At 74.9% G+C, this 26,333-nt stretch carries 26 protein-coding genes and 1 pseudogene; 17 read left to right on the top strand and 10 right to left on the bottom strand.

Annotation, left to right across the window (positions count from 1 at the left end; translation table 11 throughout):
• The first annotated feature begins 3 nt into the window (after positions 1 to 3).
• Together malQ and Nocox_RS24000 are read left to right on the top strand one after the other, a co-directional pair.
• Positions 4 to 1,833, top strand: a complete 1,830-nt coding sequence (malQ, locus tag Nocox_RS24005; RefSeq protein ID WP_020540253.1) for a 4-alpha-glucanotransferase — start codon at positions 4 to 6, stop codon at positions 1,831 to 1,833.
• A gap of 171 nt (positions 1,834 to 2,004) precedes the next feature.
• Positions 2,005 to 3,963, top strand: a complete 1,959-nt coding sequence (locus tag Nocox_RS24000) for a glycoside hydrolase family 71 protein (RefSeq protein ID WP_020540254.1) — start codon at positions 2,005 to 2,007, stop codon at positions 3,961 to 3,963.
• A gap of 122 nt (positions 3,964 to 4,085) precedes the next feature.
• On the opposite strand, the gene Nocox_RS23995 is transcribed toward Nocox_RS24000, so the two are convergent.
• Positions 4,086 to 5,120 carry an ArsR/SmtB family transcription factor gene (locus Nocox_RS23995; RefSeq protein ID WP_020540256.1) on the bottom strand — a complete coding sequence of 345 codons (1,035 nt, stop codon included), beginning with the start codon at positions 5,118 to 5,120 and terminating at the stop codon, positions 4,086 to 4,088.
• 171 nt (positions 5,121 to 5,291) lie between these two features.
• On the opposite strand from Nocox_RS23995, the gene Nocox_RS23990 reads away from it, so the two are divergent.
• On the top strand, positions 5,292 to 6,272 hold the full coding sequence (locus tag Nocox_RS23990) for an endonuclease/exonuclease/phosphatase family protein (RefSeq protein WP_020540257.1): 981 nt from the start codon (positions 5,292 to 5,294) through the stop codon (positions 6,270 to 6,272).
• A 57-nt stretch (positions 6,273 to 6,329) separates the two neighbouring features.
• On the opposite strand, the gene Nocox_RS23985 is transcribed toward Nocox_RS23990, so the two are convergent.
• Positions 6,330 to 6,704 carry a hypothetical protein gene (locus tag Nocox_RS23985; protein ID WP_157382735.1) on the bottom strand — a complete coding sequence of 125 codons (375 nt, stop codon included), beginning with the start codon at positions 6,702 to 6,704 and terminating at the stop codon, positions 6,330 to 6,332.
• A gap of 156 nt (positions 6,705 to 6,860) precedes the next feature.
• On the opposite strand from Nocox_RS23985, the gene Nocox_RS23980 reads away from it, so the two are divergent.
• Positions 6,861 to 7,430, top strand: coding sequence for a hemerythrin domain-containing protein (locus tag Nocox_RS23980; RefSeq protein ID WP_020540258.1), 570 nt, complete (start codon positions 6,861 to 6,863; stop codon positions 7,428 to 7,430).
• Between the two features lie 30 nt (positions 7,431 to 7,460).
• Here the strand turns inward: Nocox_RS23980 and Nocox_RS23975 are convergent, their stop codons facing one another.
• Complete coding sequence (locus Nocox_RS23975) at positions 7,461 to 8,405, bottom strand: TauD/TfdA dioxygenase family protein (protein ID WP_020540259.1); 945 nt, start codon at positions 8,403 to 8,405, stop codon at positions 7,461 to 7,463.
• A gap of 124 nt (positions 8,406 to 8,529) precedes the next feature.
• Between Nocox_RS23975 and Nocox_RS23970 the strand changes: the two genes are divergently transcribed.
• The 5 genes from Nocox_RS23970 to Nocox_RS23950 are packed head-to-tail and all read left to right on the top strand — an operon-like array spanning position 8,530 to position 14,240.
• Positions 8,530 to 8,817 (top strand): helix-turn-helix domain-containing protein, encoded by a 288-nt coding sequence (locus Nocox_RS23970; RefSeq protein WP_020540260.1) that lies wholly within the window; start codon positions 8,530 to 8,532, stop codon positions 8,815 to 8,817.
• 5 nt (positions 8,818 to 8,822) lie between these two features.
• Positions 8,823 to 12,068, top strand: coding sequence for a formate dehydrogenase (fdh, locus tag Nocox_RS23965; RefSeq protein WP_020540261.1), 3,246 nt, complete (start codon positions 8,823 to 8,825; stop codon positions 12,066 to 12,068).
• Positions 12,068 to 12,898 carry a 4Fe-4S dicluster domain-containing protein gene (locus tag Nocox_RS23960; protein WP_020540262.1) on the top strand — a complete coding sequence of 277 codons (831 nt, stop codon included), beginning with the start codon at positions 12,068 to 12,070 and terminating at the stop codon, positions 12,896 to 12,898. Before fdh ends, Nocox_RS23960 begins: the two co-directional genes overlap by 1 nt.
• Positions 12,895 to 14,070: an NrfD/PsrC family molybdoenzyme membrane anchor subunit gene (nrfD, locus tag Nocox_RS23955; RefSeq protein WP_020540263.1), complete on the top strand. Its 1,176-nt coding sequence runs from the start codon at positions 12,895 to 12,897 to the stop codon at positions 14,068 to 14,070. Before Nocox_RS23960 ends, nrfD begins: the two co-directional genes overlap by 4 nt.
• Positions 14,071 to 14,096: 26 nt before the next feature.
• Positions 14,097 to 14,240, top strand: coding sequence for a hypothetical protein (locus Nocox_RS23950; RefSeq protein WP_020540264.1), 144 nt, complete (start codon positions 14,097 to 14,099; stop codon positions 14,238 to 14,240).
• Positions 14,241 to 14,258: 18 nt separating this feature from the next.
• Here the strand turns inward: Nocox_RS23950 and Nocox_RS23945 are convergent, their stop codons facing one another.
• A complete protein-coding gene (locus Nocox_RS23945; RefSeq protein WP_020540265.1) occupies positions 14,259 to 14,441 on the bottom strand; it encodes a hypothetical protein in 183 nt (60 codons plus the stop codon).
• A 234-nt stretch (positions 14,442 to 14,675) separates the two neighbouring features.
• On the opposite strand from Nocox_RS23945, the gene Nocox_RS23940 reads away from it, so the two are divergent.
• The gene (locus tag Nocox_RS23940; protein WP_020540266.1) at positions 14,676 to 16,508 is read left to right on the top strand and encodes a cytochrome c-type biogenesis CcmF C-terminal domain-containing protein; all 1,833 of its coding nucleotides are present in this window, start codon (positions 14,676 to 14,678) and stop codon (positions 16,506 to 16,508) included.
• A gap of 10 nt (positions 16,509 to 16,518) precedes the next feature.
• Here Nocox_RS23940 and Nocox_RS23935 read toward each other — a convergent pair whose 3' ends face one another.
• Both Nocox_RS23935 and Nocox_RS23930 read right to left on the bottom strand, forming a co-directional pair.
• Complete coding sequence (locus tag Nocox_RS23935; RefSeq protein WP_020540267.1) at positions 16,519 to 16,920, bottom strand: STAS domain-containing protein; 402 nt, start codon at positions 16,918 to 16,920, stop codon at positions 16,519 to 16,521.
• Positions 16,921 to 17,035: 115 nt separating this feature from the next.
• The gene (locus Nocox_RS23930) at positions 17,036 to 17,401 is read right to left on the bottom strand and encodes a hypothetical protein (protein WP_157382736.1); all 366 of its coding nucleotides are present in this window, start codon (positions 17,399 to 17,401) and stop codon (positions 17,036 to 17,038) included.
• Between the two features lie 108 nt (positions 17,402 to 17,509).
• Between Nocox_RS23930 and Nocox_RS44225 the strand changes: the two are divergent.
• Positions 17,510 to 17,671: pseudogene (locus tag Nocox_RS44225) on the top strand (hypothetical protein); the annotation flags it as partial.
• Here Nocox_RS44225 and Nocox_RS23925 read toward each other — a convergent pair.
• A complete protein-coding gene (locus Nocox_RS23925) occupies positions 17,635 to 18,741 on the bottom strand; it encodes a glycosyltransferase family 2 protein (RefSeq protein WP_020540269.1) in 1,107 nt (368 codons plus the stop codon). The pseudogene Nocox_RS44225 and the gene Nocox_RS23925 overlap by 37 nt on opposite strands.
• A 124-nt stretch (positions 18,742 to 18,865) precedes the next feature.
• On the opposite strand from Nocox_RS23925, the gene Nocox_RS23920 reads away from it, so the two are divergent.
• The gene (locus Nocox_RS23920; protein WP_157382737.1) at positions 18,866 to 19,375 is read left to right on the top strand and encodes a GNAT family N-acetyltransferase; all 510 of its coding nucleotides are present in this window, start codon (positions 18,866 to 18,868) and stop codon (positions 19,373 to 19,375) included.
• Here Nocox_RS23920 and Nocox_RS23915 read toward each other — a convergent pair.
• The 3 genes from Nocox_RS23915 to Nocox_RS23905 form a co-directional block, all read right to left on the bottom strand.
• Positions 19,365 to 20,063: a DUF4097 family beta strand repeat-containing protein gene (locus tag Nocox_RS23915; protein ID WP_026213745.1), complete on the bottom strand. Its 699-nt coding sequence runs from the start codon at positions 20,061 to 20,063 to the stop codon at positions 19,365 to 19,367. The genes Nocox_RS23920 and Nocox_RS23915 overlap by 11 nt on opposite strands.
• A gap of 108 nt (positions 20,064 to 20,171) precedes the next feature.
• The gene (locus Nocox_RS23910; RefSeq protein WP_020540272.1) at positions 20,172 to 21,086 is read right to left on the bottom strand and encodes a GlxA family transcriptional regulator; all 915 of its coding nucleotides are present in this window, start codon (positions 21,084 to 21,086) and stop codon (positions 20,172 to 20,174) included.
• Between the two features lie 7 nt (positions 21,087 to 21,093).
• A complete protein-coding gene (locus Nocox_RS23905) occupies positions 21,094 to 21,693 on the bottom strand; it encodes a cysteine hydrolase family protein (RefSeq protein WP_026213746.1) in 600 nt (199 codons plus the stop codon).
• Between the two features lie 124 nt (positions 21,694 to 21,817).
• On the opposite strand from Nocox_RS23905, the gene Nocox_RS23900 reads away from it, so the two are divergent.
• The 5 genes from Nocox_RS23900 to Nocox_RS23880 all read left to right on the top strand — a co-directional run bounded on the left by Nocox_RS23900 (position 21,818) and on the right by Nocox_RS23880 (position 26,333).
• Positions 21,818 to 22,603 (top strand): aminotransferase class IV family protein, encoded by a 786-nt coding sequence (locus Nocox_RS23900; RefSeq protein ID WP_020540274.1) that lies wholly within the window; start codon positions 21,818 to 21,820, stop codon positions 22,601 to 22,603.
• A 68-nt stretch (positions 22,604 to 22,671) separates the two neighbouring features.
• The gene (locus tag Nocox_RS23895; RefSeq protein ID WP_020540275.1) at positions 22,672 to 23,541 is read left to right on the top strand and encodes an alpha/beta fold hydrolase; all 870 of its coding nucleotides are present in this window, start codon (positions 22,672 to 22,674) and stop codon (positions 23,539 to 23,541) included.
• A 135-nt stretch (positions 23,542 to 23,676) separates the two neighbouring features.
• Positions 23,677 to 24,243, top strand: coding sequence for a hypothetical protein (locus tag Nocox_RS23890; protein WP_020540276.1), 567 nt, complete (start codon positions 23,677 to 23,679; stop codon positions 24,241 to 24,243).
• A gap of 15 nt (positions 24,244 to 24,258) precedes the next feature.
• On the top strand, positions 24,259 to 25,239 hold the full coding sequence (locus tag Nocox_RS23885) for a DUF2804 domain-containing protein (protein WP_020540277.1): 981 nt from the start codon (positions 24,259 to 24,261) through the stop codon (positions 25,237 to 25,239).
• Between the two features lie 89 nt (positions 25,240 to 25,328).
• Complete coding sequence (locus tag Nocox_RS23880; protein WP_033407816.1) at positions 25,329 to 26,333, top strand: zinc-binding dehydrogenase; 1,005 nt, start codon at positions 25,329 to 25,331, stop codon at positions 26,331 to 26,333.

Genomic DNA, 26,333 nt, shown 5'->3' with positions numbered 1-26,333 from the left:
CCGATGACCGACGCGTGGGGCATCGACCAGGAGTACGAGGACGCCGCCGGCCGCCGCCGCCGGGTGCCGCCGGAGACCGTCGCCACCCTGCGCGCCGTCATCGGCCTCCCGCCGGAGCCGGAGACCCTGGTGGTGCGGCGCGGCGACCGGGTCGGGGCCGCCGACCTCGTCCTGGAGGACGGCGCCGAGCTGCGCGTCGACGGCGCCCTTCCGCCCGACCTGCCGTACGGCTACCACACGCTGCGCCGCCCCGGCGAGGACACCGTGCACCGGCTCATCGTCAGCCCCGGCCGCTGCCGGCTGCCCGCCCGCCGGGCCTGGGGATGGGCCGTGCAGCTCTACGCGGCGCGCTCCCGTACGAGCTGGGGCGTCGGCGACCTGGCCGACCTGCGCCGGCTCGCGAGCTGGGCGGCACGGCGCGGCGCCGGGTTCCTTCTGGTCAACCCGCTGAACGCGACCGCGCCGGTCGTCCCCGTCCAGCCGAGCCCGTACTATCCGGCCAGCCGCCGCTTCCACAGCCCGCTCTACCTGCGGATCGAGGACGTCCCCGGCGCGGCGGCGGTCCTGGACGAGGAGACCGTGGCCCGGGGGCGCGCGCTCAACGACCGGCCCGAGCTCGACCGCGACGCCTCCTGGCGGCTCAAGCTCGCCGCGCTGGAGAGCGTCCACGCCGCCGCCCCGCCCGGCGCCGAGTTCGAGCGGTGGCGGGCCGCCCGGGGCCGGGCGCTGGAGGAGTTCGCCACGTGGTGCGCCCTCGCCGAGCGGCACGGGCCGAGCCGGCGGGCCTGGCCGGCCGAGTACCGCCGCCCGGACGGCCCCGCCGTGGCCCGCTTCGCCCGCGACCACGCGGACCGGGTCCGCTTCCACGCCTGGCTGCAGTGGCTCACCGAGCGGCAGCTCGCCGCGGCCGCCGCCGAGCTGCCGATCATGCAGGACCTGCCCGTCGGCGTGGACCCGGACGGTGCCGACGCCTGGTCCTGGCAGGACCTGCTCGCCGAGGGCGTCAGCGTCGGCGCGCCCGCCGACGAGTTCAACGCCGCCGGACAGGACTGGGGCCTGCCGCCTTTCGTGCCCTGGAAACTGCGGCGGGCCGGGTACGCGCCGTTCGCGGAGAGCGTCCGCGCCGCCATCGCCGCCTCCGGCGGGCTGCGCATCGACCACGTGATGGGCCTGTTCCGCCAGTGGTGGATCCCGTCCGGCGCGGGCGCGGGCCAGGGCGCCTACGTCCGTTACCCGGCCGGCGACCTGCTCGACATCGTCGCCCTGGAGAGCCACCGCGCCGGCGCGCCCGTGATCGGCGAGGACCTCGGGACGGTCGAGCCCGGCGTGCGCGAGACGCTCGCCGGGCGCGACCTGCTCTCCTACCGCCTGCTCTGGTTCGAGGAGGACGACCCCGCCGCCTGGCCGGAGCGGGCGATGGCCGCCGTCACCACGCACGACCTGCCCACGGTCGCGGGCCTGTGGGACGGCGGCGACCTGGCCGAGCAGCGCCGTCTCGGCCTCGAACCCAACGAGGAGGGCTCGCGCGCCCTGCGCGACGCGCTCGCCGCCCACGGCGGCCTCGAACCCGGCGCCGGCGCCGCCCAGGCCGTCCTCGCCGCCTACCGGCGGCTGGCCGGGGCGCCGTCGCTGCTGCTGACGGCGACTCTCGACGACGCCCTCGCGATGCCGGGCCGCCCCAACATCCCGGGCGCCGACGGCCTGCGCCCCAACTGGCGGCTGCCGCTGCCGGTGCCGCTGGAGGAGCTGGAGCGGCTGCCCCTGCCCCGGGAGCTGGGCGAACTGCTGTCCGCCGCGGTCCACGGCAGCGCGAAAGGGGCTTCCGGGCGGTGAGCGCCCCCGGCGGGCCGGTGGCGCAGCACGGACGGTCACGCTCCGCCACCACGTCGTCGCCGACGGAATATGGTGACGTTCCAAAATGAGGGTTTTGCGCAAAACCGCCGAACGCGGTTCGATCTTGCTCCATCCTGGCCCCTGACAAACGGCAGACGCAGAAGGAGTTCCATGATCAACCGATATCGGGCGCTGCTCTCGGCGGTGACCGCCCTGGTCACGCTGGGGACCGTCGCCGTCGCCCCGGCGGGGGCGTCCGCGGCGGCCGCGCCCGTCAGCGTGACCTTCGCCGCCACGGAGGACGTCTTCGTCAGCCAGGCCGAGCCCGCCAAGAGCTTCGCCACCGCCACCTGGCTCAGCGTGTGCGGCTCCGGCTGCGGCAGCACCACCGCCGGTCAGCGCCTGGGCCTGACCCGCTTCAAGGTCACCGGCATCCCGGCGGACGCCGAGGACGTCAAGGTCACCCTGGACGTCGTCTCCGCCAGGACGACCGCCACCACCGTCTCCGTGCGCGAGGTGACCGGCTCGTGGACCGAGGCCGCCACGACGTGGAACACCCGCCCCGCCGTCGGCACGGGCGTGGTCGGCTCGCACACCGGGTTCACCGCGGGGGCGACGGCCAGGCTGGACGTCTCCTCGGCCGTGGACGGCGACGGCACCTACGACTTCGCGCTCACCGGGACGTCCGACACCACGACCGTGCTGATGTCCTCCCGCGAGACCGGGGACCGCGGGCCGAAGCTCACGGTCACCTACACGCCGGGCTCCGGGGACGAGCAGACCGCCGGGCCGCTGCCGTTCACGCTGCCGGGCACGGCGGCGCTGCGGGCCTCGGGCAAGAAGGTCTTCGCGCACTATTTCACGCCCTACCCGCTCTCGCTTGACAATGCCGCTCCGGAAAACGATTACTACGCGCGCAACTACCTCAAGCCCGAAGGGGAGAGCGGCAAGCACGCCGCCTACGGCGGGCTGCTGCGCGACCGGCCGACCGGCCGCGACCCGATCAGCGGCGACTACGCCCTGGCGGACCTCAAGACCGAGGTCAGGCAGGCCGTCGCGGCCGGCCTGGACGGCTTCACCGTGGACATCCTGTCGGTGACCAGCGCGCACTGGACGCGAGTGCAGAACCTGATCAAGGCCGCCGAGGCCGTCGACCCCGGCTTCAAGATCGTGCTCATGCCCGACACGAACGGCCTGGCCTCGGTCGACAGCGCCACGCTCGCCTCGGCCATGGCCAAGCTGGCCGCCTCGAAGTCGGTCCTCAGGCTCGCCGACAACCGCCTGGTCGTGGCGCCGTTCAAGGCCGAGGGCCGGACCGCCGCATGGTGGGCCGACTGGATGAAGACCATGGAGAGCGCGCACGGCATCAAGGTCGCCCTCGTGCCCTGCTTCCTCGACTTCGGCAAGAACCGCGACGCCTTCGCCCCCATCAGCTACGGCTTCTCCAACTGGGGCGGCCGCAACCCCGCGGCGAACGCCAACCTGACCGCCAACATCACCACCGCCCACGGACTGGGCAAGATCTGGATGCAGCCGGTGTCCGTCCAGGACGAGCGGCCCAACCAGGGCGTCTTCGACGAGGCGGGCAACACCGAGAACCTGCGGGCCACGTGGAAGGGCGCGATCGACGGCAAGGCCGACTGGGTGCAGCTCACCACCTGGAACGACTACTCGGAGAACACGCAGTTCGCGCCCTCCAGGAACGCGGGGTGGACCTACCTGGACATCAACGCCTACTACCTGACCTGCTACAAGCTCGGCTGCCCGAAGATCACCAACGACGTGGCCTACCTCACCCACCGCGTCCAGCCGGTCGCGGCGGCGCCGTCGTACGCGCAGACGAAGCTGATGAAGCTGCGCGGCGGCAGCACCGCGGCCCGTGACACGGTCGAGGTGCTGAGCATGCTCACCGCCGCGGCCAGGGTGTCGGTCACGGTCGGCGGCACGACGCAGACCTACGACGCTCCCGCCGGGGTGTCGGCCAAGACGTTCCCGCTCAGGACGGGCGCCGCCTCGGCGACCGTCTCCAGGAACGCGGCGACGGTGGCGAAGGTCGTCTCGCCGTACGCGATCAGCGCGACGCCGTACGTGCAGGACCTGCACTACCGCGCGGTGTCCAGCGACCGCTGACCGTACCTGATCTACAATGTAAAGGCGGCGCGCTCTGCCGCGGATGACGCCGATCGGCCTGGACGAGGCGCCCGCGGCGCTGGAGGCCATGGGCGCCGGCTCCGGCGGGGGCCGCCGGGTGATCACCTTCGCCTGACGGCCGCCGGACCCGGCGGTGGGCTCGGGGCGACGTCGCCCTCCAGCAGGGCCGTCCCGAGCGGGGTGCGGGTGTGCAGGACGGCCGTGCCGTCGCGGCGGGTGTCGATCAGCCCGGCCTCGCGCAGGACGGTGGCGTGCCTGCTGGCGGTGGCGGGGGAGACGCGCAGCAGGCGGGCGAGCTGGGTCGTGGTGACGTCGCGGTCGAGCGCGTGCAGCACGGCGGAGCGGTTGGCGCCCATGAGCGCGCTCAGGTCGGCGCCGCCGGTCCGCCGGGCGGCCGGCCGCCACCGGTGCCGCTGAGGAATCGGGTAGATCAGCACGGGCGGCAGCCCGGGGTCGGCCATCGACAGCGGCGTGCGCTGGCAGAAGTACGACGGCACCAGCCGCAGCCCGCGCCCGCCCAGCGCCAGGTCCTGGTCCACGACGTAGTCGACCTCCAGGACGGGTGGCGTCCAGCGGATCGGCGGCCCGAGCCCGGCGAGCAGCGCCTCGACGCCGCCGCCGAGCACGACGCCGGCGCGGCTGTCGCGGTCGGCGGCGAAGGCGGCGTCGACGGACGCCTGGAACGGGGCGACGGCGGCGGCGTGGTAGTCGCGCAGGGCGTCGGCGAGCCTGTCGAGCGCGCGGGCGTCGCCCTCGGCGAGTGGCCGGGCCCAGCGGGGCAGCGGCCGGTGCCGGGCGAGCCGGCCCAGCTCGGCGGCCAGCCGCCGCCTGGGGGTGCGGCGCAGCGCCTCCAGCCCGTGGCCGAGGCCGCGGCCCGCCTCGTACGGGGTGAGGAAGTCGGGGAAGTACGGCCCGGCCGGGGCGAGCGCGTCCAGCAGGAGCGCGCCGGGCCGCATGCGGGCGGTCCGCGCCGGTTCGGCGTGCAGGGCCGCGAACCAGTGGCGGAAGGCCAGCGGGCGCAGCCGGTCGCGGAGCCGGAAGCGGGTGAAGACGACCTCCCAGAGGGGGTCGGGCTGGTCGGCGAGGGTGACGCGGGTCAGGTCGTCGGCGGTGAAGTGGATCCTCAGGGTCCCCATGCAGTCCCTCATGCCTTGACTGCGCCTGTCATCCCGTACGACACCACGGAGGCAACGAGCCGTCAACCCGAAAAGCGGCATTTGTCGTGTTTGCGGCCAGGTGTAAAGGCTCTACCGCCCAGCCCCGCCCGCCGGACACCATCGATCGCGTCGAAAGGAGGCGACATCCCTGTGAGGATCCCGCGTTCCGCCCGCCGACTCACGGCCGCCGTGGCCGCCGTGTGCGGGCTCGTCCTGGCCCTGGCTCCCCCGGCGGCCGCCGAGCCCGCCCCCGTCACGGTCGAACCCCTGCCCGTCACCGCCGTCGCGCCGATGGGCGCCAAGGCCGCCGCGCTGACCGCCCGGGCCCGCTCCGGCCGGGCCCGCTCCGCCGCCCCCGCCGGCGCGGCGCGGGGAGAGCCCGCCGGGACGCTGGCCGCCCGCCGCTTCCACGAGCTCCAGCTCAACCTCTGCAACAGCGGGCACGCCGGCTGCTACGCCGACGGCCTGGCGGTCTACGAGGGCGGCGACCTGATCTACTACCTGGCGCCCGACCTGGTGACGCTCAACGAGATCTGCGCCGGTGACCTGCCGGCCTACCTGCAGCCGTCGCTCGCCGAGGCCTGGCCGGACGACTGGACGTACTCGGTCTTCTACCCGGCGCTGAACAAGCAGACCGGCGCCCCGATCACCTGCACGAACGGCGACAGCTTCGGCAACGCCGTCCTCGGCCGGGTCCCCGTCGCGCTGTGGCAGGGCGTCAACGGCTGGGCCGGCGAGTACACCACGCAGGACAGCGGCAACGAGAAGCGCACGTTCGCCTGCGCGTACGCGATCGGCGACCACCTGTCGTGCGCCACCCACCTCAGCGCGGCCAGCGAGCCGATCGCGCTGGCGCAGTGCCAGGCGCTGATGTTCAGCGCGGTGCCGGCGATCCGGTCGGCGGAGGGGATCTCGGGCAAGACCGTCGTCGGCGGCGACTTCAACCTCGAGTACGACACCTCCGACCCGGAGAACGCCCAGAACTGCGTGCCGGGCGGCAACACCCGCAAGGGCGACGGCGACGTACAGCACGTGATCTTCAGCAACGACCTGACGTTCGGGAGCACCAGCAAGTACGGCCTGACCTACACCGACCACGACGGCTTCCTGGTCCGGCTGACGAAGCCCTGACTCGGGGGGCGGGCGTGAGCCCGGGGCGCGCTGCGGGAGCGCGGCCCCGGGCTCCGCTCACGTGCCGCTCTCGGCCAGGGGAACGGCCGGGACCGCGGCCACAGGGGTGGCCGCCGGTACGGGGGCCGGCGCGGGCACGGGGGCCGGCCGGCCGGTGAGCACGGGGTGGAGGGCCCGCCGCTCGGGGCGGCGCGGGCGCGGGATCTGCGGGCGGTGCGCCGGGTGGCGCGGGCGGCGGCGCCGGGCGTGCGGAGCGCTCGCGGGGGAGCCGGGGCGTCCGACGTCCGCGGAAGCCGGGGAGCCGGTTCCGGGGGAGACGCCTTCGGGGGTACGGGGGCCGGATGCCGGGGCGGAGGAGTCCAGCAGTGTCTCCTCCAGCACCTGCATGAGCATCAGGCCGATCAGGGCCAGGATCGGGATGGCCAGTGCCACGACGAGGATGATGTTCACCTCCCACGGGACGTCGCGTCTTCGCCCGCCCTGCCGGCCGGGCGTCGTGCGGCCACTACCTCGGATAATTCCAAATAAACCGGACATCTTGCGGGAATGAGGAGGGCCCGGTCCCGACACACCGGAAGGGGAGCCGACATGGCCGAGCAGCGTGACGTCATCGCGGTGCTGACGCACGACCACCGCGAGGTCGAGCAGATCTTCTCCGAGCTCGAAAGCATGCGGGGCGCGATCGGCGAGCGGCCCAAGCTGCTGGCCGAGAACGCCGTCATCGAGCTCGTCCGCCACTCCGTGGCCGAGGAGCAGTTCCTCTACCCGGCCGTGCGCCGGCACGTGCCGAACGGCGACGAGATCGCCGACGACGAGATCGCCGAGCACGCCGCCGCCGAGCGGACCATGCAGGACCTCGAACACCTGGAGCCCGGCGACGACCGGTTCTGGCCCACGCTGGACCAGCTCATGGCCGAGGTCCGCCACCACCTCAGGGAGGAGGAGGACGAGCTGTTCCCCCGGCTGCGCGCGGCGTGCGGCCAGGAGCGGCTCGAAGAGCTGGGCGCCAAGGTCGAGCGGGCCAAGAAGACGGCCCCGACGCGCCCCCACCCCTCCGCGCCCGACACCCCGCCGGGCAACCGGCTGCTGATGCCCGGGGCCGGGCTGGTGGACCGCATCCGCGACGCCCTGACCGGCCGCGGCCGCGGCCGCTCCTGACCACCGGAGCCGATCAGCGGAGGCTCTCGCTCACCAGCCGCCCGCAGGGGGACCGGTGATCGGCTCCGAAGGGCGGCCGTCCACGCCGACCGGGACCTCGCCGTGCAGCATGACCCGGTGCATGACGCGCGGCTGCCCGAGCCGCCGCGTGTCGGAGGGCGCGAGGTGCATGGTGGCGCGGTTGTCCCAGAAGGCCACGTCGCCGGGCTCCCACCGGAAGCGCACGGTGTACTCCGGGCGGGTCGCCTGCCCCAGCAGCAGCTCCAGCAGCGGCCCGCTCTCCAGCCTGGAGACCTCCGCGACGCGCTCCAGGTAGTAGCCGTTGACGAACAGCACCCGTTCGCCCGTCTCCGGATGCACCCGCACCAGCGGGTGCAGGGTCGCGACCTGGTGGGAGAGCAGGTGCCGGACGTAGGCGTCGCCGTCCGCGCGCGGCTGGTAGCCGACGCCGAGGCGGTGCTCGGCGCGCAGGCCGTCCACGAAGCGGCGCACCGGCTCCGACAGCCCTTCGTACGCGGCCACCAGGTTCGCCCACGTCGTGTCGCCCCCGTACGCGGGCACGCTCTCGGCCCGCAGGATCGTCGCGGCCGGCGGATCGATCCGCGCGCCGTGGTCGCAGTGCCAGCCCCGCAGGTGCGAGTGCCGCCGCCGCTCCAGCCACTCCTCGTGCTCCATGCCGTACCGGCCGGCCAGCTCCAGCCGGTCGGCGGTGGTCTCCACCTCGGGGAACCCCTCGGGCGAGGCCGAACCGCGCCGGCCCGGCACGACCGGCTCGCCGAAGCGGCGGGCCAGGGCGACGTGCCCGGCGTGGTCGAGCCGCTGGCCGCGGAAGAAGACCACCTTCCACCGGTGCAGCGCCTCCCTGATCAGCGCCACGGCCGCGTCGTCCGGCCCGGCCGCCAGGTCGATCCCGTCGATCTCCGCGCCGATGTGCCCCGCCACCGGCCTGACCCGCACGCCCGTCTCCGCCGTCACGCGGCATCTATACCCCGCCGCTTTGCCGGAACATGCACCCGTACGGGCGGGTCGATGGTTTTCCGCCGATCCGCGCCCGGGAACGGGACGATCTGCGACCCACGGACGAGGCGGAGGCGGTGACATGCCGAGCAAGGAGCAGGTGCTGCGGCTGCTGGCCCAGGGACACACCTACGGCGAGATCGCGCGGCGGCTGGACGTCCCCGCCGGGCAGGCGTACCTCGTCGCGACCGGCATCCCGGCCGACGGCGGCGGCACCGTCACCCGCGCCCAGCGGCAGCGGCCCGGGATGCTCCGCGCCCACGCGCAGCGCCTGGTCAACCCGCGCCAGGTCAACCCGGTCGTCCGGGAGGACGTGCACGCCTGGGTCCGCAGGCGGGCCTGGAGCGAGCGGGCCGCGGAAGAGAGCTGAGGATCATGAACCTACCTGGCGGCCTGAGCTCCTGGCCGGTCCTGCGGCAGCTCACCGGGCCCGACCGGTCCGGGCGCGGCGCGGCGGTCCGGTCGGCGCGCACCGACCACCTCACGGCGCGTACGGCCGCCGCCGACCGCGTGGTCAAGTCGGTGTGCCCGTACTGCGCGGTGGGCTGCGCGCAGAACGTCTACGTCAAGGACGAGCGGGTCGTGCACGTCGAAGGCGACCCCGACTCCCCGGTCAGCCGGGGCCGGCTGTGCCCCAAGGGCGCGGCCACGCTCCAGCTCACCACCGGGCAGAGCCGCCTGCACCAGGCGCTCTACCGGCCGCCGGGCGCCGCCGACTGGCAGGAGATCGACCTCGGCACCGCCCTCGACATGATCGCCGACCGGGTGATCGCCACCCGGCGGGAGACCTGGGAGTGGGAGCAGGACGGCAAGCGCACCGCCCGCACGATGGGCATCGCCAGCCTGGGCGGCGCCACGCTGGACAACGAGGAGAACTACCTCATCAAGAAGCTGCTCACGGCGCTCGGCGTGGTGCAGATCGAGAACCAGGCCCGGGTGTGCCACAGCTCCAGCGTCGTCGGGCTCGGCACGTCGTTCGGGCGCGGCGGCGCGACCACGTTCCTCCAGGACCTCCAGCACTCCGACTGCGTGGTCATCCAGGGCTCGAACTTCGCCGAGGCGCACCCGGTCGGCTTCCAGTGGGTGATGGAGGCCAAGGCGCGCGGCGCGGTCGTCATCCACGTGGACCCGCGCTTCACCCGTACCAGCGCGCTGGCCGACCTGCACGTGCCCATCCGGGCCGGCTCCGACGTGGCCTTCCTCGGCGGGATCATCAACCACGTCCTGCAGAACGAGCTGTACTTCCGCGAGTACGTCGTCGCCTACACCAACGCGGCCACGATCCTGCGCGAGGACTACCGCGACACCGAGGACCTCGGCGGCGTCTTCTCCGGCTTCGACCCGGACGGCCGCCACTACTCCAGCGAGAGCTGGCAGTACGAGGGCATGTCCACCGTGGCCGCCTCCGGTCAGCGGGACCAGGCCTACGACAGCGACTACGCCGAGCACGTGGCCGGTGGCTCCGAGACGCGCGGCGCGATCGGCCACTCGATGGAGGGCAGCCCGCGCCGCGACGAGACCCTGACCGACCCGCGCTGCGTCCTCCAGGTGCTGAAGCGCCACTTCGCCCGCTACACGCCGGACATGGTCGAGCGCACCTGCGGGATCTCGCCGGAGCTGTTCGCGAAGGTGTGCCGCCACCTGACGGAGAACTCAGGGCCCGAGCGCACCGCCGAGTTCGTCTACGCGGTCGGCTGGACCCAGCACAGCGACGGCTCCCAGTTCATCCGCGCCGCCTCCATCCTGCAGCTCCTGCTCGGCAACATGGGCCGGCCCGGCGGCGGCATCCAGGCGCTGCGCGGGCACGCCAGCATCCAGGGCTCCAGCGACATCCCGACCCTGTTCAACCTGCTGCCGGGCTACATCCCGATGCCGCACGCCCACCGGCACGAGACGATGAACGCCTTCCTCATGGCCGACGCCCCGCACAAGGGCTACTGGGCCGACATGCCGAACTACCTGGTCAGCCTGCTCAAGGCGTGGTGGGGCCCGGCGGCCCGCGAGGACAACGACTTCCGCTTCGACTGGCTGCCCAGGCTCACCGGCAGCCACAGCACGTACGACACCGTGATGGCCCAGCTCGACGGCTCCTGCAAGGGCTACTTCCTGCTCGGCGAGAACCCCGCCGTCGGCTCGGCCAACGCGAGGATGCAGCGCCTCGGCATGGCCAACCTGGACTGGCTGGTGGTGCGCGACTTCAACCTCATCGAGTCGGCCACCTGGTGGAAGGACGGCCCCGAGATCGAGACCGGCGAGCTGCGCACCGAGGACATCGGCACCGAGGTGTTCTTCCTGCCCGCCGCCGCCCACACCGAGAAGAGCGGCAGCTTCACCAACACCAACCGCATGCTGCAGTGGCACCACCAGGCCGTCGAACCGGCCGGCGACGCCCGCAGCGAGCTGTGGTTCATGTACCACCTGGGCCGCGTCATCCGGGACAAGCTGGCCGGCTCCACCGACCCGATGGACGCGCCGGTGCTCGCCCTCACCTGGGACTACCCGGTCGAGGGCAGCCAGGCCGAGCCGATCGCCGAGGCCGTGCTCGCCGAGATCAACGGCTGGGACGAGCACGGCGAGCCGCTGCCCGGATACGCCGCGCTCAAGGCGGACGGCTCCACCTCGTGCGGCTGCTGGATCTACTGCGGGGTCTACAAGGACGGCGTCAACCAGGCCGCCCGCCGCAAGCCCGCCGAGGAGCAGGACTGGATCGCCGCGGAATGGGCCTGGGCCTGGCCGGACAACCGGCGGCTGCTGTACAACCGGGCCTCGGCCCGCCCCGACGGCAGCCCCTGGAGCGAGCGCAAGAAGCTCGTCTGGTGGGACGCCGGCCAGGGCCGCTGGACCGGCTACGACGTGCCCGACATCGACGCCACCAAGCCGCCCGGCTACCGGCCCGCCCCGGACGCCACCGGCACCGACGCGCTGTCCGGCATCGACCCGTTCATCATGCAGGCCGACGGCAAGGGCTGGCTGTTCGCCCCCGCCGGGGTGGTGGACGGCCCGCTGCCCGTCCACTACGAGCCGCAGGACTCGCCGGTGCGCAACCCGCTCCACCCGGACCAGCAGCGCAACCCGGCCCGCATGATCTTCCCGCACGAGCACAACCGCGCCAACCCCAGCGGCGACGAGCCCGGCGCCGAGCTCTACCCGTACGTCGTCACCACCTACCGGCTGACCGAGCACTTCACCTCCGGCGCGATGAGCCGCACCGTGCCCTACCTGGCCGAGCTGCAGCCGGAGATGTTCTGCGAGGTCTCGCCCGAGCTGGCCGCCGAGCGCGGCCTCGTGCACGGCGACTGGGCCACGATCGTGACCGCCCGCAACGCCATCGAGGCCCGGGTGCTGGTCACCCGCAGGATGCCCGCGCTGCACCTGGACGGCCAGGTCGTGCACCAGATCGGGCTGCCGTTCCACTTCGGGCCCAACGGCCTGGTCACGGGCGACGCCGCCAACGAGCTGTCGGCGATCACCCTCGACCCGAACTCCCACATCCAGGAGGTCAAGGCGTTCTCGGCCGACATCCGGCCGGGCCGCCGCCCGCGTGGCCCCGGGGTGAACGACCTCGTCCGCGACCAGCAGCGGCGTGCGGGCGTCACCGACCGAACCGGCATGGAGGTCTGATGAGCGCCGACCCGGCGACCGCGAGCGGCTACACCGGCCACCCCCGGCGGATGGGCTTCTTCACCGACACCAGCGTCTGCATCGGCTGCAAGGCGTGCGAGGTGGCCTGCAAGGAATGGAACGCCGTCCCGGACGACGGGATGACCTTCACCGGCATGTCCTACGACAACACGATGAGCCTGAGCGCCGACACCTGGCGGCACGTCGCGTTCGTCGAGCAGCCCCGGCCGCTCGGCCACCAGGAGCCCGGATTCGGCGAGATGGACTTCCGCTGGCTCATGGCCTCCGACGTGTGCAAGCACTGCACGCACGCGGCCTGCCTGGACGTCTGCCCCACCGGCTCGCTGTTTCGCACCGAGTTCGGCACCGTCGTCGTCCAGGAGGACGTCTGCAACGGGTGCGGCTACTGCGTGCCCGCCTGCCCGTACGGGGTGATCGGCAAGCGGGAGAGCACCGGCGTCGCCGCCAAGTGCACGCTCTGCTACGACCGGCTCGGCGTCGGCCAGGAGCCGGCCTGCGCCAAGAGCTGCCCCACCGACTCCATCCAGTTCGGCGAGCTGGACGAGCTGCGCGAGCGCGCCGCGCGCCGGCTGGAGCAGGTGCGCGCCGCGGGGGTGGACTCCGCCCGCCTGTACGGCCACGACCCGGACGACGGCGTCGGCGGCACGGGCGCGTTCTTCCTGCTGCTGGACGAGCCCGAGGTGTACGGGCTGCCGCCGGACCCGGTGGTGACGACGAGGGACCTGCCGTCGATGTGGCGGCAGGCGGGCATCGCCGCGGCCGTGCTGCTGGCCGGCATCGCCGCGGTCACATGGGGGAGCCGCAGGTGAGCGAGGACCGATCGCCGGACCAGACCGACGTCCGCATGGACGACGACCCCGCGCTGCGGCCCGAGCGCGAGGCCACCGTGGGCTCGGCGGGCGGGCGCCGCCCGCGCGGCGAGGGGCTGCACGGGGAAGGGCGGGCCGGGGAAGGGCCGCGCGGCGAGGGGCCGCGCGGCGAGGGAGCGCGCGGCGAGGGAGCGCGCGGCGAGGGAGCGCGCGGTCAGCGGCGGCGTGGCGACCGGCGCCGTGGCGACCGCTCGATGGTGCCGGAGGCCGACTTCCGCTCCTACTACGGGCTGCCGGTGCTCAACGAGCCGACGTGGCACGCCCACGACATCGCCGGCTACCTGTTCCTCGGCGGCCTGGCGGGGGCCTCCTCGATCCTGGCGGCGGCGGCCGAGCTGACCGGCCGGCCACGGCTGGCGCGGGCCGGCAAGGTGGGGGCGCTCGGCGCGATCGGCGGCTCGTTCTACGCCCTCATCCACGACCTCGGCAGGCCGGCCAGGTTCGTCAACATGCTGCGGGTGTTCAAGGTGACCTCGCCGATGAGCGTCGGCACCTGGATCCTCAGCGCGTACGGCCCGCAGGCCGGGCTCGCCGCCGTCACCGCCGTCACCGGCCGCTTCCCGCGCCTCGGCCTGGCCGCGAGCGCCGGGGCCGGGCTGACCGGGGCGGCGGTCGCCACGTACACGGCGGTGCTGATCTCCGACACCGCCGTCCCGCTCTGGCACGACGGGCACCGCGAGATGCCGCTGCTGTTCGCCGGGTCGGCCATGGCCGCCGCCGGCGGGCTCGGACTGCTCGCCGCGCCGGCCGAGGAGGCGGGCCCGGCCCGCGCCACGGCCCTGCTCGGCACCGCCTTGGAGGCCGCCGCCGCCCTGCGCATGGAACGCCGCCTCGGCCCGGTCGCCGAGCCGCTCCGGCGGGGCAAGGGCCGCCTGGCCAGGCTCGGGGAGGGGCTGTCGGCGGCGGGGGCGCTGCTCGGCGCGACCGCGGGCCGCCGCAGCCGGGCCGCCGCCGTGGTCGCCGGCGCGGCGCTGCTGGCCGGCTCCGCCTGCACCCGGTTCGGCGTCTTCCACGCCGGGGTCGCCTCCGCCAACGACCCGGCGTACACGGTGGAGCCGCAGCGCGCCCGGCTGGCCGCGCGGGAGCGGCAGGGGAGCGGCGGGCCTGAGTAGGCGTTCCGGGGGCAGGATGCCTCACCATGGACCCCCTCAGCATCCTCGCCCTCGTCGCCCTGTTCGCCGGCGTCCTGGTGGCGCTCTCGCAGAAGGTGTGGCCGGTCGCGCTCCTGTGCTCCGGCCTCTTCCTTGCCGTGCTCTCCGACGCCGGGATCATCGCCGGCTGACCCGCCCGCCGCCCGGCGTCACGGGCGGCGGCGCTCCCGCCGGGCGAACGCGCGCCGCAGGAGGTTGACGACGATCACGCCCAGCAGGAACCGCTCCATGAGCGTGCCGAGCAGCCGCCACGGCCCGCCGGGCGGCGCGTCCGCGTCCCGGCGGGCGGCGCGGCGGGCGGCCCGCTCGTTCGTGTCCCCGGCGTTGTCCATCAGGTCCCCGTTCCCCCTCGTGGCGGACCCCGCCACGTCCTTCCCCCGTCCGGTAGCCTGCCCCGCCGGACCGGCCGCCATGCCCGCCGCCAGGGCGAGTCACCCCGGGGCCCGCCACGCCAGCGTTCTGCGGAAACTTGTCCCTGCTTGCCCGAGACGCGATCATGGAACTGCTTCCCCCGCAGAAAACCGCCCACGGGAGGAAGCCGTGCCTGCGAGCCGAATCGAGCGAACATGACCGCCGCGCTCGGCACCGCCGCCCTCTGGTGCGGGCTGGCGGCCTCGCTGGTCTCCGCCCTCGCCTGGCCGCGCGCCCGTCCCGCCGCCCTCGGCGCACGGGCCGGACGGGTCGCGCTCGGGTGCGCCGTGCTGGCCGTGGCGCTCCAGGCGGCCGGGCTGGTCGGGCACGCCGGGCACTGGGGGCACGGCGTGCCCTTCTCCTACACGGTGACGACCCTGTGGTCCGCGCTCGAGGCGTCGCTGCTGCTCTGGCTGCTCGCCCTCACCGGCGTGGCGGCCGCCGCGGGCCGGCGGCGCCGGCCCGGCGACCGGCTCCAGCCTCTCGCCATGACGGCCGTCATGCTGGTGTGCGCCGCGTTCTTCGCCGTCGGCGCCCTCGCCGGGCCGCCCGCCGTCCCCGCCGCCGCGGACGGGCCGGGCCCCGGCGCGCTGCTGCACCTCGGCTCCGCCGCGCTCGCCGTGCCGTTCGGCCACGGCGTGGCCTGCCTGGTCACCGGCCGCACCGAGACGGGGACCATCCGGCGCTGGACGCTGGCCGCCTGGGTGCCGCTGACCGCCGGGATCGTGCTCGGCGCGTGGTGGTCGTACCGGGTGCTGGGGTGGGGCGGCTCCTGGGAGTGGGACCCGGACGAGAACGGCGCCCTGATGCCGTGGCTGCTGACCACCGCGCTGCTGCACGCCGCGCCGTCGCGGGCGATGCGGCCCTGGGTGGTGCCGCTGGCGCTGGCCGCGTTCCCGCTGGTGCCGCTCGGGATGTTCCTGGCCGCGAGCGTGGGCGCGCTGCCCGTCACCGTGCTGCCGGTGACCGCGCTCGCGGGGGCCGCCCTGCTGGGGGTGCTGGTGGCGGCGCTCGCGGGGGCCCGCGCGCTGCTCGCCCGGCGGGAGCCCCGCCGCCCGGCGCGGCCGGATCCGCTGCTGCTGCTCGGCTGCGCGCTGCTCGCCGTGCTGGCCGGGACGGTGCTGCTCGGCCTCCTGCTCCCGCCGGCCGTGGAACTGCTCCGGGGCGAGCGGGCGGCGGCCGGACCGCCGTACTTCGAGCGGACCCTCGTCCCCGGCCTGCTGGCCCTGCTCGCGCTGACGGGCGCGGCCGCCCGCGTCCGTCACCCGCGCGGCGGGACGGCCACCGGCGTGTGGCGCGGGCTCGCCTGGCCGCTCGCCGTGGGAGCGGGCACCGTGGCCGCTCTGGCGCTGACGGGGCCGCCGCCGGTCATGGCGCTGGCCGCGTTCGGGCTGGCGGCGTTCGTGCTGGCCGCGGTCGCCGGACGGCTGCTCGCCAGGACCGGAGGCGAGCCGATCGGGCTCCGGCGCACGGGGGGCCTCGTGGCGCACGCCGGGATCGCGCTGGCCGCCGTCGCCGTCGCCGCCTCCTCGGGCTACGCCGAGGAGGCCACGGCCCGGGTGTGGACCGGCGGGTCGGTGCCGGCGGGCGGCTACACCGTACGGCTCGAAGCCGTCGAACGCGACGCCCACGCCGCCGCGACGACGACCACCGCCGTGGTCAGCGCCGCCCGCGAGGGCACGATCGTGGACGTCCTGCGCCCGTCGCTGACCTCCTACCCCGCGATCGGCGGCCCGCCGGTCGCCCGCCCGGCCGTCCGCAGCGCGCTCCTCCACGACCTGTACGTCTCCGTGACGGACGTCGGCCAGGACGGGCGGACGGCGGTGCTGCGCGTCGCGGTCAACCCGTTCATGAGCCTGCTCTGGGCGAGCGGCGCGATCATCGCGCTGGGCGGCCTCCTGGCGCTGCTCGGCGGCCGGGGCCGTCCGCGCACGCCGCCTCCGGGCCCGGCCTCGGTGCCGCGCCCGCGGCGGGCGGCGGCGATGTGAGGGAGCGCCGTCAGACGCAGGGGGTCCTGGCCTGGCCCGAGCTGGTCAGCAGCGACGCGGCGGCGGTGGCGACGTCGTCGGCGGTGTGGAAGTGCCTGTCCAGCCCGGTCACGAGCAGGAGCCGCGACAGCCGGGGACGCAGCCCGCTGAGGACCAGCCGGCCGCCCGCCGCCTCCACCGCGTTCGAGGCCCGGATCAGCGCGTTGAGCCCCGAGGAGTCGCAGAACTCCACCGCTGCCATGTCGGCCACGACCAGCGGCGGCGCGGCCTGCGCGATCGCCTCCGACAGCCCGTGCTGGAACTCGTCGGCCGAGGCCAGGTCCAGATCCCCTGTCGCGCTCAGCACGGCGACGCCGTCCTGTTGGGTGACGAACCAGGAGAAACCGGATTCGTCCGCGTCCGTGTGCCTCATGACGCTCCTCCGTCTCTCACCGTTGCCGGCCCGCCGCGCCGGTGCGCGGCGGCCGTCCTCCATCTTTGCACAGTGCAATAAGGTCATCGGGGACGAACGCGAGCGCGTCGCCCCGTCACGGTCTCGCCCTCGCCAGCTCGGCGAGGGCCTGCTCCAGCGTGGCCCGCGTCTCCGCGCCGTCCGGGGGCCGGGCGGCGGCGGGCCAGCCGGCGACGATGAGCCGGCCGCCGCACTCGCGGGCGTGCCGGCCGGCGCCGGCGACGATGAGCGGGACGTCGGGATCGAGCTCGCCCGCCCTGGCGGCGTCGAGGACGACGAACGGGACACTGCGCCGGGCCAGGGCCGTCGTCAGCTCCCGCCGCAGCACCAGCACGTCCGGCCCGGTGACGGGACCGACCAGGTCGAGGACCACGACCGCGCCGCACATCCACGGGCGCACCCGGGAAGGAGTGCCTCTGCCGTGGACGGGATCGGGTGTCATCGTGAGCTTTCTCTGCGGGCACGGCGAAACTACGCCGACCAGACTTCCCGGCTCACCCAAGGCCACCGTAGCAGAGCATTGCCTGGTGCAAGGGTGCGCGACCCCCTGATGATCGTCGCGGTGTTTCCGCTGGTGCCGGTGGGGCAGTCGGAGACCGTGCAGGACGACGTGGTGACGGTGACGCCGTGCGAGGACGGGCCGCTGCTGGTCCGGGGCGCGTTCGTGCTGGTGACTCAGGACGGGGAGCGCATCGACCCGGGGCGGGCCACGGTGGCGCTGTGCCGCTGCGGGGGCTCCTCGACCAAGCCGTTCTGCGACGGCACGCACAAGGCGATCGGCTTCCGCGCCCCGAGCGAGCCCGACCCGCCCCCGGCCGCCTGACGGCGCAGCCGCCGCAGCGGGTGGGCGGCCACCCTGAGCCTGCGCCCGGCGTACGGGACCCCGCCGCGCAGCGCGGCGGCGACGGCGAGCCAGCTGCACGTGCCGCGCTCCAGGATCCACACCGGGGCGAACAGGGACGCCTCCCACGGGAACACCCGCCGGCCGCCCGCGCGCCGCCGCCCCGCCTCGGCCAGCGCGACCGCGACGGCGGCCCCGGCGGCCGGCAGCCCCGGCCGGCGCCGCAGGAACGCGGCGGCGCACACGGGCAGCACCGACAGGGACAGCGCCAGCCGGGCCGGCTGCGCCAGGTCGTCGTACGCCTGGCGGACCCGCTGCCCCCAGAAGCGGGACGCGGCGGGCGGCAGGCGGCGCACGTACAGGCCGGGTGGCGCTGCCTCGACCCCGCCGTGGGCGCGGACGGTCCTGATCAGCTCCAGGTTCTCGAACAGCACGTCGCCGTCGTAGCCGCCCATCCGCTCGAAGAAGGAGCGGCGCACGCCGAACGTCCCCGGGTAGTCCGCGCCCACGGCCCGGTTGAGCAGCGTCCTGGCGGTGTCCCAGCGGGCGTGCCAGGGCAGCGGGGAGAAGTAGTTCTGCGGCCGTACCAGGTCGGCGCGGCCCAGCAGGCGGCGGACCGCGGCGAGCCCGTCCGGGTCGTAGCGGATGTCGTCGTCGGCGATCACCACGTGCTCGGCGCGGGCCAGCCGCATGCCCGTGAGCACCCCGGCGACCTTGCCGTTGGCGCAGGTCAGGCCGGGATCGGGCGGCACGTGGACGGCGAGCCCGCGCCAGCGGCGGGCGTGCCGGGCGAACAGCGCGGGCGGGCTGCCGTCCACGACGACGATCGCGGCGTGCCAGGACAGGCGGCGCAGGTACGCGGTCAGCTCGTCCAGGCCGGCGTCGTCGTCCCAGCGCAGCGGCAGGACGTAGGCGAGGTCGGGCGGGCGGCGGAAGGGCATCGGGCGGCTCCAGGCGGTCGGGTGCGTACGGCGCCGGGCCGCCCCGGGGGGCCGGCGACGCTCCCGCCGTCTGGCGATACGGGCTGCCCCGGCAGGAAACCCCCAAACGGCTATGATCTTCACCATGATCACCCTGCGCCCCCTGGAGGACGCCGACGCCGCCGTGGTCGCCTCCTGGATCGACGACGGCGAGGCGCTCGTCATGTGGTCAGGGAAGGCCGGCTTCACCTGGCCGTTCGACGGCGGGCAGCTGCTCGGCTTCCGCGCCGCCGACCCCGCCCGCCGGCTCCTCGTCGCCCCCGGGCCCGGCGGGCGGCCGGTCGGCCACGTCATGCTCCGCCCCGGCGGCGCGCCCCGTTCGCTCCGCCTCGGCCTGGTCCTCGTCGCCCCCGAGGCGAGGGGCCGCGGCCACGGCGAGGCCCTCGTCCGCGCCGCCCTCGCCGCCGCCTTCTCCGACCCGGACGTCGAGCGCGTCACCCTCGGCGTCTACGCCCACAACCACGGCGCCAGGCGGCTCTACGAGCGGCTCGGCTTCCGCGAGGAGGCGGCCCATCCCGGCTCCGTCCAGGTGGGGGAGACCTGGTGGACGTCCGTCACCATGGCCCTGCCCCGGCCGCCCGCGCTCAGGGGGTGAGCACCTCGAGGTCGCCGGAGTCGCTGGAGACCTTGATCGAGCGCCGCGCCGACGCGTCGGCGGCGGCGGTGATCCGCTTGTCGCCGGAGTCCGTCTCGGCCTCCACCCGGTAGGGCCCCGCCGGCACGCGCACCACCGTACGGCCCGAGTCGTTCTCGGTCGTCACCTGGTCCGGCTGGGCGGTGAAGGCGAGCGTCACGTCCCCCGAGTCGGACGTCGCCGTGACCCGGCCGCCCGCCAGGCCCTCGGCCCGGATCGTCCCCGAGTCCGAGCTGACCCGCACCTCGCCGGACAGCCCCGACAGCGTCAGGTCCCCCGAGTCGGAGCCGACCTCGGCCCGCACGCCCTTCGGCACCTCCACCCGGTAGCTCACCTCGCACTCGCCGCCGATCGCGCCCAGCCCGAACGTGGCCGGGCACCCGTGGACCAGGTCCAGCGTGCCGCCCCGCACCTCGTGGCTGGTCTCCGGCTTGTGCTTGCGCCAGGTCAGCCGCTCGGTCACCCGCACGCCGCGCCGGTCGGCGCCGACCAGCTCCACGGTGCCCGAGTCGACCTCCACCCGCAGGCCCGTCACGTCGCCCGGCACCTCGTAGGAGGACGTGGCCTGCGCGGCGGGGCCCGCGATCCCGCATCCCGCCGCCGTCGCGGCCAGCGCCAGCACGCCTGCGATCAGGGTCGTCCTCTTCATGGTCATGACGCTCGCTTCTGGCTCGACGGACCGTACGTCCACGACTCTAGGGACGGGCCGCCGGGCCCGGCACTGCCGCCGCCACCCCGATGGAAGGTAGGGCCAGCCCTACCACGGGCGCGGCTGGGCGCGCAGCCGGCGCAGCATGCGCGCGTCCTGGAAGCCGACCGCGCGGGCGGCCGCCTCGACCGTGGCGCCCTGGCCGATCAGGTGCTCGGCCCGCTCGCGCCGCAGGAGCTGCTGGTAGGCCAGCGGCGTCAGCCCGGTCGCCCGCGTGAACAGCCGGGTGACCGTGCGCGGGCTGCATCCGGCGGCGGCGGCGAGGCCCGACAGCGGCAGCGGCTCGGTGAAGCGGGCGTCGATGAGGTCCTGGACGCGGTGCACGGCGTCGCTGAGGTGGGCGCGGTGCCTGAGCATGGCGCTGGCCTGCCGCTCGTCGCCGTTGCGGCGGGCGTAGACCACCATGTTCCTGGCCACCCGGGCGGCGGCGCCGGGGCCGTGCCGGGTGGCGACGAGGTGCAGGGCGAGGTCGATGCCGCTGGCGATGCCCGCCGAGGTGACGACCCGGTCGTCCACGACGTAGAGGACGTCGCGGACGACCGACGCCTTCGGGTAGCGGGCGGCCAGCTCGTCCTGCAGCTCGTGGTGGGTGGTGCAGCGCCGCCCGTCGAGCAGCCCGGCGCGGCCCAGCGCGTCGGCCCCCGCGCACACGCTGGCCACCGTGCCCCCGGCCGCGTGGTGCCGGCGCAGGGCGTCCAGCGCGCCCTGGCCGAGCTCGCCCCGGCCGGCCAGGGTGGGCGCCCGCCAGCCCGGCACGACGACCAGGTCGTCGGCGGTCAGCCCGGGCCAGGTCGTCCCCGCCGTCAGCGTGACCCCCTGCGCGGTGGGGACGGACTCGTGCTCGGCGACGTACGCCAGCGCGTAGCCGAGGCCGAGGTCGCCGGCCGTGGAGAAGACCTGGGCGGGACCGGCGAGGTCGAGCAGGTGCAGGCCGGGCACGAGGACGAAGACGACACGGGTCACGATCCGGTCAGTGTACCGGGCTCGGCGCCCCGGCCAGCTCCGCGACCGTCCTGATCGTGGCGAAGCGGCCGGCGAGCGCGTACTCGGTGCGCTCGGCGATCGCCTCCACGCCGAGCGTGCGAGGGTCGGCGAGGATCTCCTCCACCGACGCCCCGGGCGGCGCGTCGCGGTGCGGGATCGGCGTCGTCGCGGTCGCGTCCGTGACGAAGGAGACGCCGAAGCCCAGGTCGGAGCCGATCCTGGCGGTCGTCTCACAGCACTGCTCGGTGCGGATCCCGCACACGACCAGCTCGCCGACGCCGCGCTGGGTGAGGATCTGCTGCAGGTTGGTGGTGGTGAAGCAGTTGTGCGAGGTCTTGGTGATCCGTTCCTCGCCGGGCAGCGGGGTCAGGCCGTCCATGAGCTTGACGTGCCCGAGTGCCGGGTCGAAGACGTCGCCGGTGCCCGGCTCGCTGTGCAGCACCCAGACGACCAGGTCGTCCTCGGCGCGGGCCACGTCCACCAGCCGGGAGACGGGCTCGGTGATGCCGGGGTTGGAGGCGGCCCGCCAGATCGGCCGCCGCAGGAAGGACTGTTGCACGTCGATGACGAGAAGTGCTCTGTTCACGCCCCCAGTCTCGGCCGCTCCGCCCGCCCGCCGTAAGGCAGGATCGGGCCCCGATGCGGACGGATCCGGTCACGGGTGCGAGGCTGTGCGAGGATCATGGACGACCAGGAAGGAGCCCCTTGCCATGCCGACACCCTGGGCCACGCATCTCGACGGCCGACCGGCGACCGCCGAGGACCTCGCCCCGCTCGCCTTCGCCGGCGACGCCCACTTCACCGCCATGCAGGTCCGCGACGGCCGCGTACGCGGCCTCGACCTGCACCTGGCCCGGCTGCGCAGGGCCTCCGCCGAGCTGTTCGGCCGCGACCTGCCCGGCGAACGGGTGACCGCCTGCCTGCGCGCGGCCGTCACGGCCGGCCCGCCCGACCTGTCGCTGCGCGCCACCGTGTACGCCGCCGGCTCCGGCCTGCGGATCCTGGTCCGCACCGGGCCGCCCGCGACCCCTCCTGAGGGCCCGCTCGCGCTCGCGGTCGCCGAGCACGAACGTTTCCTGCCGGCCGTCAAGCAGACCGGCGAGACGGCCAAGGCGTTCCTCCAGCGCCGCGCCGTGGCCGACGGCTACGACGACGCCGCCTTCGTCGACCGCCGGGGCCGCCTCAGCGAGGCCACCATCTGGAACCTCGCGTTCTGGGACGGCTCCGCCGTGGTCTGGCCGGTGGCCGGCCGGCTGGAGGGCGTCACCATGGCGATCCTGCACCGCCGGCTCGCCGCACTCGGCGTCCCACAGGCCGACCGCGAGGTCACCCTCGCCGACCTGCCCGGGCTGTCCGGGGCCGTGGTCATGAACTCCTGGACGCCCGGCGTCCCCGTGCGCCGCGTCGGCGGGACGGACCTGCCCGGGGCGGGGGCGTTCGTGAAGCTGCTGCACCAGGCGTACCTGGAAGAGCCGGCCGTGGGGCTGAAAAGGTGACGTTCCCCCGATGAGTTTTTCTGTCGGTCCTGGTCCATAGGGTGAGAGCGTTCTTAGAGGAGGCAACGATGCGAGACTTCAAGACCCACACCCTCGACGTGCCAGGAGCGGTTCTGCACTACGAGGTGCGCGACGCCGTCGAGCCGTCGGGCGAGCCCGTGCTGCTGCTGGTCGGCTCGCCCATGGGGGCCGAGGGGTTCGCCGCGCTGGCCGAGCGGCTGCCGGAGCGCACGATCGTCACCTACGACCCGCGCGGGGTCGGCGAGAGCCGCAAGACCGGCGAGCCCGGCACGTCCACCCCGGAGCAGCACGCCGACGACCTGCACCGGATCATCGACGCGATCGGCGGCGGGCCGGTCGACCTCTTCGCCAGCAGCGGCGGCGCGGTCAACGCGCTGGAGCTGGTGGCCCGGCACCCCGGGCAGGTGCGCACGCTCGTCGCGCACGAGCCGCCCGCCGTCCAGGTCCTGCCCGACCGCGAGGCCGCGCTGGCCGCCATCAAGGGCATCAGCAGGACCTACGAGCGTCAGGGGTTCGGCCCGGCGATGGCGCAGTTCATCACGATCGTCGGGCTGAAGGGCGAGATCCCGGCCGACTTCGCCGACCAGCCCGCGCCCGACCCGGCCATGTTCGGGCTGCCCGCCGAGGACGACGGCAGCCGCGACGACGCGCTGGTCGGGCAGAACCTCATCTCCTGCACCCACCACGAGCACGACTTCGCCGCGCTGCGGGCCGCCTCCACCCGCATCGTGATCGCCGTCGGCGCCGAGTCGGAGGGGGAGATGGCCTACCGCGGGGGCATCGGGGTCGCCGAGCGCATCGGCGTCGAGCCGGTCACCTTCCCCAGCAACCACGGCGGCTTCCTCGACGACACGTTCGGGATGCCGGGCGACCCCGACGGCTTCGCGGTGAAGCTGCGCGAGGTGCTGGCCGGCTGACGGCCTACCGTCCGGGCCGGAGGACCTTCCGGCCCGGACAGGTCGCGATCACCCGTGGACAGGTGGGCCGGAGCGCCCAGGTTCTCTAGGGTGGGCGTGTTCCGACCATGTACCCCTCTCCAAGGAGACGTTCGCGTGAAGAACAAGCTCTTAGCCCCGCGGACCGGCCTCGTCGCCGCCTTCGCCATGACCGCCGCCCTCGTCACGGCCACCCCGGCCGGTGCCGCCACGGCCGGTGCCGCCACGACGGGCGCCACGGCGAGCGCCGGCGTCGTCACCGTCTCGCAGCAGGCGGCGGCTACGACGACCGCCGCCGCGCGCCCGCGCAACGGCGCCATCCTGTTCGACCGCATCAGCGGCGGCCGGGGCGTGCTCAAGATCAAGAACGGCCTGCGTACCGACGGCGTCGTCATCCTGGTCAGAGGCAAGACCAAGGCCATCAGCATCTACGTCCGCGCCAAGTCGACGGCGAGCATCAAGGACGTGCGCGACGGCACCTACCGGCTCTACTTCACCACCGGCTACGCCTACAGCAAGTCCCGGCACCGCTTCACCCGCTCGGCCAGCTACCAGCGCTTCAACGACCGGCTGCGCTACACCACGACGGCCACGTCCTCGCGCATCTACACGCTGACCCTGCACCCGGTGCGGGGCGGCAACGCCGGCACGAGGCACGTGAACCCGAAGGACTTCCCGGCCTGATAGTACATTTCCCCCATGCTGACCCATGAGCGGGAGATCACCGAGCCCGTGGACCTCTGCCTGCCCGACGGCCGCCTCAACCCGGCGGCCGTCGGCTGGACCCGGCGCCCCCTGCACCGGGCCGACCTGCGCGGGTGGGGCCGCCGCAAGCGCTGGGAATACTGGGGGATCGTGACGCCGGCCCACATCATCGGGCTGGTGGCGTCGTCACTCGACTACGCCGGCGTCCACGGCGTCTACGTGCTCGACCGCGCCTCCCGCGTGGAGGTGAGCCATGACGCCGTGGTGCCGCTGGCCCGCGGCGCGGTGTTCCCGCGGGTCAGCGGGGAGGGATCGGCCAGGGTGGCGGGCGGCGGCGTTCGCGTCGAGATCGACCAGGAGCCCGGCGGCACCCGGCTGCGGGCGTACGCGCCCGAGCTCACGCTCGACCTGGAGATCCCGCTGCCCGAGGGCCACGAGTCGCTGGGCGTCGTGGTCCCGTGGGGGCCGCGGCGCTTCCAGTACACCGTCAAGGACGTCGGCCGGCCGGTGCACGGCCGGCTCGTGCTGGGCGGCGTCGAGCACGAGGTGGGCGAGGGCGCCTTCGCCGTGCTGGACCACGGGCGCGGCAAGTGGCCGTACTCCGTGGTCTGGAACTGGGCGGCGGGTCACGCCCCCGGCCTGTCGGTGCAGCTCGGCGGCAAGTGGACGGACGGCACCGGGTCGACCGAGAACGCGTTGTTCGTCGACGGGCGGCTGCACAAGATCGGCGCGGAGCTGGAGTGGGTCTACGACCGCTCCGACTGGCTCAAGCCGTGGCGCATCGCGGGAGACGGCGTCGAGGTCGAGTTCACCCCGTTCCACGAGAAGATCTCGCGTACGGAGCTGGGCGTCGTCGGCTCCGAGACGCACCAGTGCTTCGGCCACTTCGGCGGCCGGGTCCGGGACGGCGACGGATCCTGGGTGACGCTCGACGGGCTCACCGGCTGGGCGGAGGAGGCCCGCAACCGCTGGTGACCCGCGGGCCGTATGCTCGCGCCAGGGAGCGGCGGGCGTCCGGCCGCGCCCGAGGCAAGCCCGAGGGAAGAAGGAGCGCCGTGACCGACATGCTCGCCGCCCGGCTGCACGTGCCCACCCACGAGCTGCGCATGGAGCGCGTTCCGGTCCCGGAGCCAGGCCCCGGGCAGGTGCGGATCGCGGTGCGCGCCGCCGGGGTCTGCCTGTCCGACGTGCACCTGCTGGACGGCACCCTGCGGCCCGCGTGGCTCGCCGGCGACACGGTCACCCTCGGGCACGAGGTGGCGGGCGTGATCGATGCCCTCGGCGCGGGCGTGGACGCCTGGACGGCCGGGCAGCGGGTGCTGCTCCAGGCCGGCGAGCTGGACCTGCGCGGGACCGTGCTCACCCGTGGCGTCGACTACGACGGCGGCTACGCCGAGTACGCCCTGGCGAGCGCGACCACCGTGGTGCCGATCCCCGACGGGCTGCCGTTCGAGCAGGCGTGCGTCATCCCCGACGCCGTCTCCACGCCGTGGGCCGCCGTGACCACGACCGCGGCCACCCGGCCGGGCGACGCCGCCGCCGTGTGGGGCGCGGGCGGCCTCGGCGCGCACGCCGTGCAGCTCCTGCGCCTGGTCGGCGCCGCCCCGGTGATCGCGATCGACCCGCTGCCCGCCGCCCGCGACCGGGCGCTCGCGCTCGGCGCCGACGCCGTGCTCGACCCGGCCGACCCGAAGTTCCGCGACGCCGTCATGGACCTGACGGACGGGTTCGGGCTGGACGTCGCCCTCGACCTCGCGGGCGTCCCGGCCGTGCGCGAGCAGGCGCTGACGGTGCTCGGCCCGGCCGGCCGGCTCGTCGTCGTGGGCCTCGCCGGGCAGCCCCTCACCATCCCGAACGACGTCGGCCTGGCCTACTTCCGCCAGTCGGTGCGCGGCCACTACGGCTCCGCGCCGCAGGACGTCCAGCGTCTGGTCACGCTGGCCGGACGGGGACGGCTGGACCTCAGCCGGTCCGTCAGCGGCGTGCTGCCGCTGGCCGAGGCCCCGGCCGCGCTCGACCGGCTGGCCCGCAAGGAGGGCGACCCCGTCCGGCTCGTGCTCGTCCCCTGA

This window comes from Nonomuraea coxensis DSM 45129 (genome assembly GCF_019397265.1).
In the GTDB taxonomy this organism is placed as follows: Bacteria; Actinomycetota; Actinomycetes; order Streptosporangiales; family Streptosporangiaceae; genus Nonomuraea; species Nonomuraea coxensis.
This window is presented reverse-complemented; position numbering and strand designations above follow the sequence as displayed.

Coding starts and splice junctions, on each gene's coding strand:
- malQ (WP_020540253.1), top strand. CDS start 4: ATGACCGACGCGTGGGGCATCGACCAGGAGTACGAGGACGCCGCCGGC.
- Nocox_RS24000 (WP_020540254.1), top strand. CDS start 2,005: ATGATCAACCGATATCGGGCGCTGCTCTCGGCGGTGACCGCCCTGGTC.
- Nocox_RS23995 (WP_020540256.1), bottom strand. CDS start 5,120: ATGGGGACCCTGAGGATCCACTTCACCGCCGACGACCTGACCCGCGTC.
- Nocox_RS23980 (WP_020540258.1), top strand. CDS start 6,861: ATGGCCGAGCAGCGTGACGTCATCGCGGTGCTGACGCACGACCACCGC.
- Nocox_RS23970 (WP_020540260.1), top strand. CDS start 8,530: ATGCCGAGCAAGGAGCAGGTGCTGCGGCTGCTGGCCCAGGGACACACC.
- fdh (WP_020540261.1), top strand. CDS start 8,823: ATGAACCTACCTGGCGGCCTGAGCTCCTGGCCGGTCCTGCGGCAGCTC.
- Nocox_RS23960 (WP_020540262.1), top strand. CDS start 12,068: ATGAGCGCCGACCCGGCGACCGCGAGCGGCTACACCGGCCACCCCCGG.
- Nocox_RS23950 (WP_020540264.1), top strand. CDS start 14,097: ATGGACCCCCTCAGCATCCTCGCCCTCGTCGCCCTGTTCGCCGGCGTC.
- Nocox_RS23945 (WP_020540265.1), bottom strand. CDS start 14,441: ATGGACAACGCCGGGGACACGAACGAGCGGGCCGCCCGCCGCGCCGCC.
- Nocox_RS23940 (WP_020540266.1), top strand. CDS start 14,676: ATGACCGCCGCGCTCGGCACCGCCGCCCTCTGGTGCGGGCTGGCGGCC.
- Nocox_RS23935 (WP_020540267.1), bottom strand. CDS start 16,920: ATGAGGCACACGGACGCGGACGAATCCGGTTTCTCCTGGTTCGTCACC.
- Nocox_RS23930 (WP_157382736.1), bottom strand. CDS start 17,401: ATGACACCCGATCCCGTCCACGGCAGAGGCACTCCTTCCCGGGTGCGC.
- Nocox_RS23925 (WP_020540269.1), bottom strand. CDS start 18,741: ATGCCCTTCCGCCGCCCGCCCGACCTCGCCTACGTCCTGCCGCTGCGC.
- Nocox_RS23920 (WP_157382737.1), top strand. CDS start 18,866: ATGATCACCCTGCGCCCCCTGGAGGACGCCGACGCCGCCGTGGTCGCC.
- Nocox_RS23915 (WP_026213745.1), bottom strand. CDS start 20,063: ATGAAGAGGACGACCCTGATCGCAGGCGTGCTGGCGCTGGCCGCGACG.
- Nocox_RS23900 (WP_020540274.1), top strand. CDS start 21,818: ATGCCGACACCCTGGGCCACGCATCTCGACGGCCGACCGGCGACCGCC.
- Nocox_RS23895 (WP_020540275.1), top strand. CDS start 22,672: ATGCGAGACTTCAAGACCCACACCCTCGACGTGCCAGGAGCGGTTCTG.
- Nocox_RS23885 (WP_020540277.1), top strand. CDS start 24,259: ATGCTGACCCATGAGCGGGAGATCACCGAGCCCGTGGACCTCTGCCTG.
- Nocox_RS23880 (WP_033407816.1), top strand. CDS start 25,329: ATGCTCGCCGCCCGGCTGCACGTGCCCACCCACGAGCTGCGCATGGAG.